Source organism: Nonomuraea turkmeniaca, assembly GCF_005889735.1.
GTDB classification, from domain to species: Bacteria; Actinomycetota; Actinomycetes; order Streptosporangiales; family Streptosporangiaceae; genus Nonomuraea; species Nonomuraea turkmeniaca.
Genome location: NZ_VCKY01000261.1, coordinates 1 through 14,407 on the forward strand (window position 1 = coordinate 1; position 14,407 = coordinate 14,407).

At 71.7% G+C, this 14,407-nt stretch carries 15 protein-coding genes; all 15 read right to left on the minus strand.

Annotated elements, in window-relative coordinates:
* A partial coding sequence (locus ETD86_RS45535; protein ID WP_170223627.1) for a TOMM precursor leader peptide-binding protein occupies window positions 1–557 on the minus strand: 557 nt, incomplete at its 3' end.
* Window positions 558–604: 47 nt separating this feature from the next.
* Window positions 605–2,377: a hypothetical protein gene (locus ETD86_RS56105; RefSeq protein WP_170223628.1), complete on the minus strand. Its 1,773-nt coding sequence runs from the start codon at window positions 2,375–2,377 to the stop codon at window positions 605–607.
* Window positions 2,378–2,720: 343 nt separating this feature from the next.
* Complete coding sequence (locus tag ETD86_RS45540) at window positions 2,721–2,924, minus strand: hypothetical protein (protein WP_138672856.1); 204 nt, start codon at window positions 2,922–2,924, stop codon at window positions 2,721–2,723.
* Window positions 2,925–3,047: 123 nt separating this feature from the next.
* On the minus strand, window positions 3,048–3,437 hold the full coding sequence (locus ETD86_RS45545; protein WP_138672857.1) for a hypothetical protein: 390 nt from the start codon (window positions 3,435–3,437) through the stop codon (window positions 3,048–3,050).
* Window positions 3,438–3,567: 130 nt separating this feature from the next.
* Window positions 3,568–4,800: a DUF5994 family protein gene (locus ETD86_RS45550; protein ID WP_138672858.1), complete on the minus strand. Its 1,233-nt coding sequence runs from the start codon at window positions 4,798–4,800 to the stop codon at window positions 3,568–3,570.
* Window positions 4,801–5,055: 255 nt separating this feature from the next.
* Window positions 5,056–5,262 (minus strand): cold-shock protein, encoded by a 207-nt coding sequence (locus ETD86_RS45555; protein WP_138672859.1) that lies wholly within the window; start codon window positions 5,260–5,262, stop codon window positions 5,056–5,058.
* Window positions 5,263–5,616: 354 nt separating this feature from the next.
* A complete protein-coding gene (locus ETD86_RS56110; protein ID WP_170223629.1) occupies window positions 5,617–6,453 on the minus strand; it encodes a TolB family protein in 837 nt (278 codons plus the stop codon).
* 323 nt (window positions 6,454–6,776) lie between these two features.
* Window positions 6,777–7,223, minus strand: a complete 447-nt coding sequence (locus ETD86_RS56115; protein ID WP_170223630.1) for a hypothetical protein — start codon at window positions 7,221–7,223, stop codon at window positions 6,777–6,779.
* Window positions 7,224–7,314: 91 nt separating this feature from the next.
* Window positions 7,315–7,761, minus strand: a complete 447-nt coding sequence (locus ETD86_RS45565; protein WP_138672861.1) for a hypothetical protein — start codon at window positions 7,759–7,761, stop codon at window positions 7,315–7,317.
* Window positions 7,758–9,074, minus strand: a complete 1,317-nt coding sequence (locus ETD86_RS45570) for a hypothetical protein (RefSeq protein ID WP_138672862.1) — start codon at window positions 9,072–9,074, stop codon at window positions 7,758–7,760. Before ETD86_RS45570 ends, ETD86_RS45565 begins: the two co-directional genes overlap by 4 nt.
* Window positions 9,075–9,079: 5 nt before the next feature.
* Window positions 9,080–9,331, minus strand: a complete 252-nt coding sequence (locus ETD86_RS45575; RefSeq protein ID WP_138672863.1) for a hypothetical protein — start codon at window positions 9,329–9,331, stop codon at window positions 9,080–9,082.
* A 9-nt stretch (window positions 9,332–9,340) separates the two neighbouring features.
* Window positions 9,341–11,713, minus strand: a complete 2,373-nt coding sequence (locus tag ETD86_RS45580; protein WP_138672864.1) for a transglutaminase family protein — start codon at window positions 11,711–11,713, stop codon at window positions 9,341–9,343.
* The gene (locus ETD86_RS45585) at window positions 11,710–12,849 is read right to left on the minus strand and encodes a DUF58 domain-containing protein (protein ID WP_138672865.1); all 1,140 of its coding nucleotides are present in this window, start codon (window positions 12,847–12,849) and stop codon (window positions 11,710–11,712) included. Before ETD86_RS45585 ends, ETD86_RS45580 begins: the two co-directional genes overlap by 4 nt.
* Window positions 12,850–12,857: 8 nt before the next feature.
* The gene (locus ETD86_RS45590; RefSeq protein ID WP_246149288.1) at window positions 12,858–13,835 is read right to left on the minus strand and encodes an AAA family ATPase; all 978 of its coding nucleotides are present in this window, start codon (window positions 13,833–13,835) and stop codon (window positions 12,858–12,860) included.
* Between the two features lie 14 nt (window positions 13,836–13,849).
* A partial coding sequence (locus ETD86_RS45595) for a hypothetical protein (protein ID WP_211370723.1) occupies window positions 13,850–14,407 on the minus strand: 558 nt, incomplete at its 5' end.

The window sequence follows — 14,407 nt, forward strand, 5'->3', positions numbered from 1 at the left end:
CAGTCGGGGCACAGGGGGTCGGGCAGGAACGGGTGCCTGCGTACGAGGCCGGTCGCCACGCTCAGCCGCAGCAGCGCCCCGGCCGTCAACGCGGTGGCGCGGTCCTCGCGCAGCCGGTCCAGCTCCGCGGCGGCCAGCGCGGCGACCGCGGTGGCCATCGCCCGGGTGAGCAATCCGGAAGGGCGCGCCGCCAGCTCCGCGCCGAACCGCTCCCGCATGGCGTCCCTGCCATGGGCGTCGGCCCGGTTCGCGTCCCGCCGCCGCGCCACGCACGTGGGGCAGCCGGCGGCGGGCGGGCGCACGGCGGGGCCCAGCAGCACCCAGCCGGCGTCCACCCGCACCGGCAACCAGGGGATGCCACGATCGGCGGCCAAGCGGGTCAACGCCGGATACTCCCGCTCATCGCTCGCATCACTCACGGTGACCAGCGCCGTCGCGTGGTCCGGGAGAGCCGGCTCATGCGGTGGGGTCGGCTCATTCCACGTGCCCGTCGCGGCCACCCGGCCGGGGGCGAAGGCCGCGGTGATGGCGGCGTGCAACCTTCCCGTGCCCAGCACAGCAGTGTCCGGCGGAGTAAGTGTCCGCAGCACCGCGCTGCCAGGCGTCACAGGAGGACTACCCGGACGGCGCAGGGCAACATCCGGGCGGCGGCCGGGTCGCCGGCCAGGCGGACCGCCACCGGCACACGACCCTGCCGTCGTAACGCGTGGGCCAGGAGGGCGGTGTCGGGCGGGCCGTCCAGCCAGCGTGGTGGCTCCTGCCCGTACACCGGGTTCTGCCAGCGCAGCAGCACCCGCTCCAGACCGTCGTGCATGGCCTGGTACGGGGTGGGCGCGCACGAGACGACCACGCCGTGGCCCGCCAGGCGGAAGCCGAAGGCGGGAACGCCGAGCACATCAGTGAGATCACGCACGTCGACGTCCAGCCCTGCCAAGCCGATCATCCGCCCGAGGTGACTGTCCGGCAGCTCCACAGCCGGGTGGCCGCCGTCGAGCCCGGCCGATATGCGAGCGTGGTCGCCGTCCGGCCCGGCCAATGTGCCGGAGTCGCCGCCGTCGACCCCCTCCTGCAGAAGGTGCTCGCAGTGCGCGCGTAGCCCGGCGGCCACCGCTTGGTCCCAGCTCAGGCCCGCCCCGACGCCGACGGGCGCGGGCTCCTGATCCAGGCTTATCGGCCTGATCCGTCCGGTGAGCAGCTCGACCCCTTCATACACGCCCTCCTGGGTCGTCAAGCCGCCGTAGACGGCCGCGGCGGCGAGCATGGCGCGAAACCGGGCCGTCTGACGGTCCTCACCCCAGCCCGCCACCTCAGGCAGCGGCACCCAGTGCGGCAGTACGGACAGCGGATCGGAGACGCGCGCCCGGCACACGGCGAGCGGGCTCTGCGCGAGATCGCCCTCGTCCAGGGAGGTGAGCGCGCCGAGCCAGGGATCCACCAGATCCGGCACCCGTTCCAGCACCTGCTCAGCGTTCACGGGCGTCACACCACCATCGGGCGCCGGCGCAGTCGTGATCGCGCGCGGATGTGGCAGGAAGCGGTGCGACCTGGTGTCGAGATTACGCAAATCGATCCGGGTCAGACGGGGTGTGCCGTCCTCGAGCGGGCGTTCCATGCCGGTCAGGAAGGAGAAGCACGCCAACCCCAGCACCGCCGCGACCACCGACGGCACCGGCCCGGTCAGCCAGTTCTCCTCGGCCCGCAGCCTGGGCTCGACCGGGGCGGCCGCCAGCCGGTGCCAGCCGGACTCGGCCTGCGTGACGGCGGGTGGCCCGACCTCGCTCACCCACACCTCCGAGGGCCGGACCAGCACTTGGGCGACCGGGGTACCCGATCGATGGCACTCGCGGGAGGTCCGCACCAGCTCGCCGATATCATCACCGATCTGGACGAGCAAGTCGCTCGAACCCGTGTCCAGGGACTCGACCCGCACCCGCTGCCCGGGATCGCGATGTTCCCGGCTGATCAGGGTGGCCAGGCCGGCGGGGTCGGCGGTGACCACCCGCAGGTCCCGGCAGCCGAACCCCAGGAACGCCGTCAGGACCGCCCGCAGCAGCGGCCCCTCCCCGCTGAGGGTGACGCGTGACTGGCGGGCCTGCAGGAAACGCTTTTCCGGCGAGTCGAACGCGTACCCGATGAAGGCGATCTCGTCGGCGTAGAGGCGGCGTTCGGCGTCGGTCAGCCCCTCTGCGGGCTCATTCCGGGCGTCCACCACGAACCGCTGCTCGACGAGGCTGCCCACCAGCCGGTCCACCATGGCCCGCTTGTCGTCGGGCAACGCAACGGTCAGCTCGGCCAGCGTCCGGCGGCCGTCCAGCGCCGGCGCGAGCCGGGCCAACCAGGCATAGGCGTGTGGACCCCGCAGGATGCAGGTGGTCATGCCGCCCTGCACATATGCCCCGTCGGAAGTCTCTACGAATCGAACGTCTTCTCGAAGCCTGGGCTTCATCCCCTTTGGGAGCGCTCCCATGCGGCGGACGATACCGGTCCGCCGTACCCCGGCAACGCTCCTGGGCGGCTCCAGGCTTTACGGCTGTCCCTTTTGCCGACGGCTACACACACCGGGAAAGGCCGCACTATCGGACCGATGCCACCTAACCCCCATTTGGGTCCGATGTCCCCGATCGGCAGGTAAATGAAATTATTCATTACCCGCCGGTACGAGACGAGCGGGCGGAGCAAGATCACCTCAGCCAGGTCGGCGGTGAGTGGTCCAGTGGCCGTCAGGCAACCCGCCGGAACGCGACGATCGCGCGGTAGTGCTTGTCGTGCTCCCCCGTCCATTCGGCCTCCGCACTCATGACGTCCAGTTCGGCGTCAGGACCGAAGAATTCGAGGGCTTGAGCCCGCGCGTTCTCTCTGATCTCGTCGGGAGTCGCCCCACTCACGGTGACGCGCAGGGTGAGCGGGAACCGTGTCACGCTCATGGGCGGCCTTCTTTCACAGAGATAGGTATGTCCCCTGTAAACGGTCACACGAGCGCGACGGCACTTCAACTAAAACCGTCCACAAGCCGTCATAAAACCATTCAAATATAGCTTGGAGGCTCGTCAGGAGTGGACGGCGCGGACTTCCGTCACGGTGAACGCGTCGACGATGTGCCGGTTGTCGATGAGAAACCCCACGATCCCCGCCACCGCCTCCGTCCCGGTGGCGGCCCGCGCCTGTCCGCTGAGGAGGTAGACGAGCGGAGTGGACGGTTGATCGAGCGAGAAGCTGCAGCCGTGGCGGCGCACGTCTTTCAGAACTCTGATCGGCATCGGCCGCGCCGAGGTGAACCACACCGCGACCTCCCACAGCGGCAACGCCGGGTCGGCCTCGGCCGAGTCGTGGTAGCAGGTGACGCAGCCCTGCGCGGCGTGCTGGCCGTGTGGGCAGGTCCATCGGACGATGTCGGCGTGGGGCTGCTCGCGGGCGCTCAGCTTCACCGTCTCTGTCACGCGGCGGCGTACGCGCTGCGCCGGGTGCTCGGACGGGGGAAAGGAACCGCTAACGATGATCAAATCCTTTCGTGGGTGTCGCGGCTGCATACGGGGTCGGCCATGGCGGACATGCGGAGTACGGGGGCGGTCAGTCGGCGGCGGCGTTGTTCGGGCGGGTGAAGGAGACCAGGTGGTCGATCTCGGCGAACCCGGCGGCGTCGAACAACGCTCCGGGTGGCTCCGGGTCGCCGGCCACGTACAGGATCGTCTCCGACGCCCCGTGCTCGCGCAGGACGGCGTCGGCCTGAAGCAGCAGCGCCCGTTCGAGGGCCGGGTCGGCGTGGCTGTCGGCGGCGCCGAACCACCACAGGACGCCGAGGCCGTCGATGGGCTCCTGAACGACGAGTTCGGCGGCGGAATCGTCGTCTCGGACCTTCAGCCACCAGCCAGGTGGGGCCGTGCTCGCGACGACCTCGACCAGCGGGCACGTCGTGGCAGCGAGTTCACAGGAGGTCACACGGCGCAGGTAGCGCCAGGAGTTCCTGGCGCCGAAGCCCGCGTGTTCGAGCACCTTCCGCGTGACGGGCCGACGGCCCGTCGGCAGGGCGGCCAGGCCGAGGCCCAGCGCGGCGGTGAAGGCGTGCACGGGTTTGCCACCGCCCAGCTCGCGAAGGGCGTGGGAGACGAGCGCTTCGACGACGTCGAGGATCTCGCGTCCGTGCAACCACAGGATCTGCCCGGCGCTGCGATCTCGGTTGACCGCGTACGACACGGCGCCCACAGTGTGACCTCCCGGGTCCACCAGCACGACGGTTCTCGGGTGTTCGATGTCGGCCCAGGGATCGGGTTCGCGGTGGGACGTTCCGGCCACGGCCTGATCGAGCAGCTCCGGCCGGCACGAGGGCTGTCCGGGCAGGCGGTCGGCGTCGATGAGCGCGAGCACGGATTCCCTGTCGGAGTCACGGTAGCGGCGGATCCCCGTCCCCGCCGCGGGTGCGGGCGAGTGGCAACGGGTGAGGATCTCGTTCGCGGACATCGTGTTGCCGGTGCGTGCGGCGGTGCGCATCGCGGCGGCCGCGATGGGGCCGGTGGTGTCCGGCGGGATCACCAGGAGCTGGAAACCGTCCTGGTTGCCGCGGATCACCCTGATCGTGTTCGAGGCTGCCGAGAGACCGCTGACACGCAGGAAACGGCCGTCGATGAGCAGGTGGGCCGGAACATCGTCCCATGCGTCCGGATCGAGCCTGACCCGCAGGATGGGACCGAGCCGGTCCTCCAGGATGCGGACGAGAGCAGGCAGTTCACGGTGGAGGTCGGTGGAGTAGGGCCACCAGGCGCCGTCGAGCGTTCCGTCCCGAGTCAGCGTGGGCTCCAGGAACACCCGTGCCGGTTGAAGGGCGATGGGCGTGACTGGTGCGTGATGATTCGGCATCTGACGTGCCGCCTGTCTCCGGCGTGAAGGACCGGCTGAGTCTGGGAAGACGCCGACGCTGCTGCCGGCATGCGGAATATCCCAGGTAATCCACCATACGCCGCCGGGTCCGGCGCACCTGTCACCACACACGAGGACCGGCTGAACGCAGTCCGGGCCCGCACCCCCATGGGGGTACGGGCCCGGACTCATGACCGTGCCACGTCAGGCGGCGACGATGTTCTCCGCCTGCGGGCCCTTCTGGCCCTGGACGATGTCGAAGGACACCTTCTGGCCCTCGTGCAGCTCACGGTAACCGCCGTTGGAGACGATGTTGGAGTAGTGCGCGAAGACGTCGGCGCCGCCGCCGTCCTGCGCGATGAAGCCGAAGCCCTTTTCGGCGTTGAACCACTTGACGGTTCCGGATGCCATGTCTATCTCCTTGAGAAACGTGCAGGGAAACGCAATTCGCACTGCGCGAATTGCCGCGTCGCCGCGATGAGCCCATCCGGAGATGACCGGAAAACAAAAAACGCGCCTGCAGATCCAACTCTGCCAGACGCGCACAAAGCATGTTATGGGTACAACAACTGCAACAGTTAAAAGTCTAGCACACCCTTCTGGTGCATCGCACCAGCCCCGTTCGCGGGCAATCGCGATTGTGAGGAGGGCTCAGCTCCGGACGGTCGTCTCTCTGATGTGCAGCGTGTACGGGAGGACTTCGTGCCGGGACGGCCCCGCGTCAGCGGCCATCCGGCGGAGCAGGATCTCGATGCCGGGGCCGGTTCAGTTCCACCCGAGCAGCACGGGCTCGGGTGGGGACACGGACGCGGCCTCGGAGAGATCCGGAGGCGGCGCCAGGTCGGCGATCTTGCGGGGGGTGGCCGAGCCGTCGACGGGCACGTCGAACAGCGACTGTTTGGTCCCTTGCGCGGAGATGAACACGATCCTCTTGCCGTCCGGCGACACCGCGGGCCCGTAGTTCTCCCGGTCGGTGCTCGGGAGGAGCGCCGCCTTGCTCGCCACCACCCTCGTTCCGTCCTCGCTGAACGTCGTGGTGCTGAACTGGCGACCGCCGCCGTGGCCACACAGGAGCGTCTGGTCGGTGAGCCACAACAGAGGTGCCGCGCACGGCGCTGCGGACCCCTCCAGCTCCTCGGCCACGTAGCTCTTGGTGAGGCTGCGCCACTCGGTCTTCGGCTGGTCTTTCAGCGCGAGATACCTGCCGTTGAAATCGCCCTCGATCGCCCTCTTGCCGTCTGGGGAGATCAGGGTCGAGCCCGCCTGCATCCAGGACGTCAGCCAGAAGCCGGAGGCCACGGGAATGGCCACCTCCGACGTACGCTCGCCGAAGGTGTGCCGGGTCGTCGTCCGGCCGCTGGTGACATCGCGGGATTTGAGCTCGTACGTCTGCTCATCCTTGAACCACAACTCGCCGGTGGCCGGGTGGAAGGCGGGATCCCGTTCGCTCACGGTGGCGACGAACTCGGCCGTGGCCTGCGGCGCCGGAGGGACCAGCGCGCCATCGGCCAGCCGCAGGGCCACGGCCCGGCGGTCCTTGGTGACAGGGTCGATCACGGTGACGGCGACATGCCGGTAGTCCCGGTCGAACGCTCTGCGCACGATCGGGCCGGCTCCTCCGTCGCGACACCAATCCATGTCGTCGAGCTCCTCCGGAAGCACTGCCGAGACTTCGGCGGAGACCTTTCCGTCCTTCATTGACATCGCCTGGAGTAATAATGTCGACGGCTCTCCCCATCCCGGCTGATAGCAGCGCATCATCACCACGGTTCCTGGAGTGGTGAAAACGGGCGGGGCCGGCGTCGAGGGTTCTGTGGAAGGCGGCGAAACCCATGGCTGCTGGATGCTCCCGCCGCAGGCCGTCACGGCGCAAACTGCGGCGAGACAGAGAGCGGCTCTGATCAGGTGGCGCATATTCCCTCGTTTCATCGCTGTGCGGTCATCGGCTTGCCGCCGAGCACCCGGCCGGTCGGGCACGGCCACGCAGAATGGCAGCAGCCGCACTCGTAGGCGCCGCCACCGGGCCGCCGGGCCGGGGCATGCAGATTGCGCAACTCCGCGACGAGCGCTCCCCCGGACGCGGGTAGCTTGCCCTGCAACAGGGCGAACGTGACCGCTCCCCCGGCGACGAACAATATTCCGATGAGAGATCTGCTGATTCCCTGGACGCCGCACTGCTGGGCCAGCCCCACGTCCCATCCGCTTCCGCTCGTGGACAGCAGCCCCATGCTCGCCATCACCGACGGCCCGCAGCTGATTTCCGAGCCCAGAACGGAGATGCCGACGGGCGAGATGATGAATGCGAATCCGATGACCAACCCGATGGTGAGCGCGATCCATTCCCAGCGAACGTTCTTGGCGGTGTTCCCCATGGCGAGCTCCTTTTTGAATCGAGCTGTTTCGAGATACCGCGATTTTCCCGCCCCGCTCGACGCCCGCTCAATGGGAAAGGCTCCCCAGGGGTCATTCGCAGCTGAATGACGAGAAGATGTCCGGCAGCACGTCCGGAGCCCCGGCGAGCTGGGTCCCGAGAAGAATGTGCACGGTACGCAGCCCGCCGGCGGACAGATCGGGTTGACCGGCCACCAGGACGAGATGGCGACAGCCGCGGCCTTCCACGGTGACCGTCGCCTCGCGGATAGCCACCGGATCGTCCGGCGCGACCGGCCGCAGGATGGAGTCGGCGCCCAGGTCGAGCAGCACCTGCTCGGCCACGTCGCCCAGCGGCAGGTCCTCCGGCAGTCGCTCGCCGAACACGACCACGTTCGGCCGGAACCCGGCCCGCTCGGGGCCGAGGAAGGCGATCAGCGCGCCCGGCGGCTCGATGGCGGTCCAGCCGCCGGGAACGCTGATCTGAAACGGCCGCAGCCCGGGCGACGCCTCGTTGGGCCAGGGAACGGTGACCGTCATAGCAGGCCCTTGATCGCCTTGACGGCGTTGCCGGGAGCACCGGTGACCGCCTTGGCGGCGTCACCGGCCCCGCCCGCCACCGCGTTGGCGGCATCACCGGCTCCGCCCGCGAGCTTCCCCACGTCGATCTCCATGCCGCCCGTCACCTTGCCGCCGAGCCCGAGCGCCGCCCCCACGCTGGCCGCGAGCTTGAGCTTGCCGTCGTGGAAGCCGAAGTCGACGCCGGCCGAGGCGCTGACTCCCGCCTGGCCCTCGAGACCCGCGCTGGGTTTGACTCCCGCGACCTCCACGCTGCCGTCCACACCCGCCTTGACCCCGGCGAATGCCCCGGCCTCGGCCCGGACGCGAACCCCGCCGGGGCCCGCGCTCACCTCACCGCCGGCCGAGGCGTCAGCGCCGATCGCCCGCGCGGACGCGTTCGCCGCGACGTCGGCCGGGCCCAGCTTGCGCCGCAGGCGCGCGTCCGCGCTGAGCGCGTACGCCTCCGCGCGGAAGTCGCCGCGGACGCCGTACCGGTCGCCCATGCGGCCGACGCCTCCGGACACCTCGAACGCACGGTGCCCCAGCGCGACGCGCCCGTCCACGGGGCCGAGGCGCCAGGGTTCGTCGAGCAGCGCCCCGTCCTTCCCGTACTTGCCGTACACGAGGGAGGCCAGTGGTGTGGCGGGTGAGAGGCCGTTGCGTCTGAGGCGGCGGAGCTCCTGCGGCGTGAGCCCGCGCCCCCTTGAGGTTCGGCGCCACGGCCGCATGCCCTTTTCCCTGAGTGCGTCGTGGAGCCGCGGCCCGACCACGACCTCGCCGGGCGGCGCGGGAAGGGCTCCCAGCACGGCCGCGCCCTGGCAGGCCACGGCCAGTCCCCGCACCGCGCGGGCCCGCTCGCGGACCGCCTCCTCGTGTCGCCGCCTGGCCTGCCTGACGTCCTGTTCGGCCTCCTCGACCGCGTGCTTGGCCTGCGCCAGCGTGGCGGGGTCGGCGGAGTCGGGCAGGCCGGCCAGCCGCTGCCGGGCCTCGGCCAGCAGCCGCTCGGCCTTCTCGAGCCTGTCGCGAGCCTGCTGCTCCTCCTCGATGGGTGCGACGGTGCGGCGCAACGCGTCGGCGATCTCCTCATGGGCTGCCCTGGCGGTGACGAAAGCGGCCTGTAAACCGTCGAGCGTGGTCAGGAAGCGTGTCGCGCACGGGCCGACGAGCGCGCCGGAGGCGAGGCCCGCGGTGGCCGTGCGCAAGGTGGTGACGGTGCCGTCGAAGGCCCGCGCCCGGGCACCGTTGTCGGCCGACGCGCTCAGCAGCGCGCCGGGAACGGCCGGATCGTGCATGGCGATCAGCCGCCCGCGATCCGGAACGCGAGCGCGGTCAGCTGGGCCTGCCGCGCGGTCAGCCGGACGATCTCCTCGAGCCCTCTCAGGTGATCCGTCCATCGGGCCGTGAACTCGTGGAGGGCGGCGTCGGCTGTCGCGTCCCCGGTCGACGGCCGCCCGTAGCGGGAGCCGGGCAGGCCGGCGGCGGCGCTGCCGAGGTGGGTTCCGATGCTGGTGAGCGCGGCCGGCTGGGCCGCGATCCGCTGTGTGGTCATGGTTGCACGCTAGGAGCGCGCGGCACGGCGGGAAATGGGAAACGTTCCCCATCGGGGGCGCAGCGCGGCGACCACCTTGCTGCCGAACGGCAGCGCGGAGCGGAGCCGGGCCCGTGCCGTGTCGGCCAGTGCCCAGGCTCGTTCGCCTTCGGCGGGGCTGATCTCGTGAGCGCCGTACATGGCCAGGTTGACCAGCTCCAGCAGCTCCCCGGTGGCCGGCGCGGCGGCGGGGAATCTCGTCGCGGCGGCGGTGGCCGCCTCGCCCGCGGTGGTCGTGGCGACCGTGCGGAGGCCGGCGTCGGCGTACCTGTCGAGCGTCTCCCGCCAGGCCGCCGCCACCCGCCCGCGCGGATCGGCCGTACGGCGGCGGCGGGCCCGCACGGCGCCTTTGAGTATCGGTACGGCCGCCATGGCCACCAGCAGCGCTGCGACGGCGAGCAGGGACCACTGCCATGGCGGAGCGGTGGTGGTCGCCGGTTCGGGAGGAGTGGAGGCGGGCGTGGCCGGGTCCGGTTGCCGCGGGTCGCTGTCGGCGGGGGGCGCCGGATCCTCCTCGGGCACCGCCTCGGCCTCGTCCGGGCTCTCCTTGCGGGGCGTGGGATGGAAGGGCACCCAGCCGGCCTGGGCGAAGCGCACCTCCGCCCAGGCGTCCACGTCACGTTCGGTGATCCGGTACCGGTCTCCCTGGCGTTTGGGCGGGAGAAAGCCCACGACAACGCGTACGTCGTAGCCGAGTGACCGGGCCAGGACCGCGAACGCCGACGCGTACTGTTCGGCCGTTCCGTTCTTCGTCTTCTCCATCAGGCGGCGGATCTGCCAGTTGCCGTGCCCGCTCGGCGGAGTGGGCGAGGAGTCCTCGGCATAGCCGCCCCGCGCGAAGTGGTCGGCCAGGCGGCGCAGGGCGTCGTGACCACGCTCGGTCCCGGCGATCTTCTTGGCATCGACGGCGAACGTGGCCACCGTCGGATCCCGCGCCGGCCCAGGGGCCGGTTGGTCCACCGCGAGCCTGGCCGGGTCGGTGGACGGGACCACGCTGCGGACGGTGTATTCGGGTGGCGCCGGGCGGTCGTCGGGCAGCACCACGTCGCCGGTGTCCGGGTTCACCCCCAATCCTGGGGCCGAGACCTCGACCGGTCGGCCGCTGGACACCAGCATGCCCAGCGTGCCGGGCTCTTCGACGCGCACCCGCTCTGTGACCGTGGCGCGGGGGGCGTTGTCGCCGGGGTCGGGCAGGCGGGTGCCCGCCCGCCAGTACGTTCCCGCGGCGGTCCAGTACGTGCCGTCGAACACGGTGAGCGTGGCGTACCGCAACCGGGTGACGGGGCGGTCGGCGGTGACCGTCAGCCTTACCTTGGTCCGGCCCCTGTGCAGCGCGGGGAACTCGGCCAGCGGGCTGGTCACCTGGCGCGGGCGTACCGGCTGGGGCACCAGCTCGCGGGCGTCCACGGGCCGCGCCTGCGGGGCGAGCACGCCGGGCAGGACGAGGCTCGCGGCCACCCCGGCCGCCACGACCACCGGGACCGCGGCCGCGACGATCAGGTGGGAGCGGCGGCCGGTCAGGGCGAGCAGCCGGACGCCGCCGCCACGCGGCCATGCCCCGAGCACCAGGAGCGCGGCCATGACGAGTGCGGCGGCCGGCCCCAGCCAGGCGGCCGAGCCGGAAGCGGCCGACACGGCCAGCCCGGCGGCGGTGCCCAGCAGCGCGACCGGCAGCGCCCATGCCACGGACCTGCCGCGCAGGACGGGCTCGGCGGCCGCCAGCGTGGCCAGGCCCGCCAGCAGCGCCACCGTGGCCAGCTCGGCGCCGTCGAGATCCAGCGGCGGGATCGAGGTCAGCAACCGAAACGGCCCGCTGAACAGGTCCGACGGGGCGACCAGCATCAGGTGGACGGCGAGCGCCAACACGCCGATCGTCAAGCGGGTGACCGGTGGCAACCGGGTCGCCACGGCGGTGACGAGGCACGCTGCCGCCACGACCAGGGCCGCGCCCGCGGTGGGCAGGAGGTAGCGGGGATCGGCGAGCGCCTCGGCGGGGGTCCGCCCGAACGCGCCGGCGAAGGCCACCACGGGCAACATGCCGATGACGGCCGCCAGCGCGCAACCTCCCGCCATGAAGGCGCCCATCCGCCGCCGCCCCCGATCAGCGCGGCCGCCTCCCCCATGGCCAGAGACCGGCGAGTCCTGCCCCACGCCGGGCGTCCTGCCGGCGGCACTTGCGCCCCGGGCCGCGCCCTGACCTCGGCCAGGGGCGACCACGCTCTGAGTCACGCCCTGCCCTTGGCCAGTGGCGACCGCGCTCTGAGTCGTGCCCTGCGCCCGGCCACGGGCGGGGGCGTTCTGGGGTGGTCCAGGCTCGTTGCCGTTCATGACGGACGTGTTCATGCGCGGCCTCCGTCCAGCCGTCCGATCGAGCGGACGGCGGCGGCCGCGGTGGACGCGCGGATCACCGTCGCGCCTCCGCGGCGGATCACCGTGGAGCTCGTGGCGGCGGAGTCCAGCTGAACGATCAGCAGGAGGGAGAACCGGGGCGCCTCCGCGGCGAAGCGGGCCAGCACGCCGGCGTCGGTGCCGGTGACGAGGATGAGCTGCCCGCCGGGCGCGGCGTGCCGGGCGGGCGCGTGCACGGCGGACACGTCGAGCCCTTCGCCGAGACGGGCCGCCGCGAGCCGGTCCAGCGGCCCGCGGGCGCCCATCGCGGCGATCTCGCGGGCGTCCTCACCGGCCACCGCCAGGCCACTCCGCACATGCGCGGCCACGATGGAGGCGGCCACCTCCACCGCCTCCTCGAACTCCACCTCCTCCAGCACCTCTGCCCGGGTGTCCAGCACGACCGTGGCGGCGGGTTCGCTGCTGTCCACCCGCTCCTGCACGAGCAGCGCGCCGGTGCGGGCGGTGGAGCGCCAGTGGATGAGCCGCGGGTCGTCCCCCGGCTGGTATTCGCGCAGCCCGGCGAACGTGCTGGTGCCGTGCGGAGCGTGCCCGCCGAGCTCCCCGTCCATATCGGGCAACGTCCCCGCGGGCAATGCCCGGAGCGGATGCGCACGCGGATGCACCCAGATCGCGGACGCTCCCGCCACCGTCCGGCGGCGGACCGCGAGTCCCAGCGGGTCCCGCCGCTCGAGCACGAGGGGACCGAGGATGAGCAGGCCACGGCGGGTGGTGGGGACGACGTACTCGGCTCGGGCCGAGGCGCCGCGCCCCAGCGGCGCGATGGCCGCCCTGAACTCCTCGCCGCCGATCCGGTCCGCGGCGTCGGTCCACCCCATGGGGAGCCGTCCGGCGTTCCGCACCGAGATGGCGCAGGTGATGCCCGATCCCACCGTGACCCGGTCGTTGGTGACGGTACGGCGGGCCTCGAGCCGGTCCGGCAGCAGCATGATCGCCACGGCGGCCAGCACCAGCACCGGCGCCGCCGCACCGAGACCGGCCAGCGCCGCGTAGCCGCCGACCAGCCCACCCGCCAGAACCAGGGCCCCGCCGCCCAGCACCGCCACGCCCGTGCCGGTCAAGACCGGCACACGACCGCTCACCGTGCCCCGGCCGGGACCGGCACGATCACGCGGGACATGATCTCGCTCACCACGCCTGCCGCGGTCAGGCCGTCGATCTCGGCCTGGGGTGCGAGGACCAGGCGGTGCGCCAGCGCTGCCTCGGCGACGGCCTTGACGTCGTCAGGGGTCACGTAGCCGCGTCCTTCGCACGCCGCCCACGCCTGGGCGGTGCGGACCAGAGCCAGGCTGCCGCGCGGGCTGATGCCGAGTTGCAACTGCGAGGCGGTGCGGGTGGCCTCGGCGATGCGGGCGACGTACTCGGCGACGGGCTCGCTGACGTAGACGCGGCTGACGTACTCGATCATCCAGCGGATCTGGTCGACCGTGACCACGGGGCGCAGCTCGGGCGGGGCGCCGGCGCGGGCTCTGCCCATGATGAGGTCGCGCTCGGCGGCGAGGTCGGGATAGCCGACCGCGATGCGCAGCAGGAAGCGGTCGAGCTGCGCCTCCGGCAGGCGATAGGTGCCCTGCAGGTCGATCGGGTTCTGGGTGGCGACCACGAGGAACGGCGTGGGCACCGGGTGAGCGCGGCCGTCCACCGTGACCTGCCGCTCCTCCATGACCTCCAGCAGCGCCGACTGCGTCTTCGGGGACGCCCGGTTGATCTCGTCCGCCAGCACGACGTGCGAGAAGACGGGCCCCTGACGGAAGTCGAACGTGCCGGTCTTCTGGTCGTAGACGGTGGTGCCGGTGATGTCCGTCGGCAGCAGGTCCGGCGTGAACTGGATCCGGTGCCAGCTCGCCTCGATCGAGGCGGCGATTGCCTTGGCCAACGTGGTCTTGCCCACCCCGGGCACGTCTTCGACGAGCAGATGCCCGCCCGCGAACAGGCAGGTCAACGCCATGCGCACGGCCTGTGGTTTGCCGGACAACGCACGCTCGACGTTGGACCTGACCGCGGCGTGGCCCGCGGCGAAGTAGGCCGCCGGGTCGGCATCGGTGCTGGTGGACAATGATTCCTCCGTCTTCACGGCTGATTTGTGGTGGTGCCGCCGTCGGCCGCCAGGCACGCCGGCTTCGCGGGCGGCGGCAGCGGCTGGTCGCTGACCACGACCACTTGAACGCTGTAGCAGTGCTTCGTGCGCGGATCGACGCCTCGGACGAGGTACGGCGGCACGTCGTCCGCATCCAGCTGGGGAGTGATGAACGTCGAGCCGCGAGTGATGACATATCCCTGGAAGCCGGCCATGGAGGAGACGTCCGCGAAGTGGATCTTGATGTGCCCGCGGCGCGGGCTCGTGAGGGCCACCGGGATGGCGTACAGGCGGGCCGTGGGGCTGGGGGCGGGCGTAGCGGTGGTGGCAGTGGTGGCCGCAGGCTCGGCCTGGGGCAGGCCATACCAGAGTCCGGCTCCGACGGCGGCCAGGAACATCGCGACCAGCCCAGCGATCGGCCACAGCCGGCGGCGACGGGCCGGCGGCTCCTCGGGTGGGTCGGGGATGGCGGCGGTCGGCCCGCTGGTGGTCAGCATCTCGGAAGGAGCGCTGCCGACTGGCGGGGCCACCTGGGACGGCGGGGCCGGCGC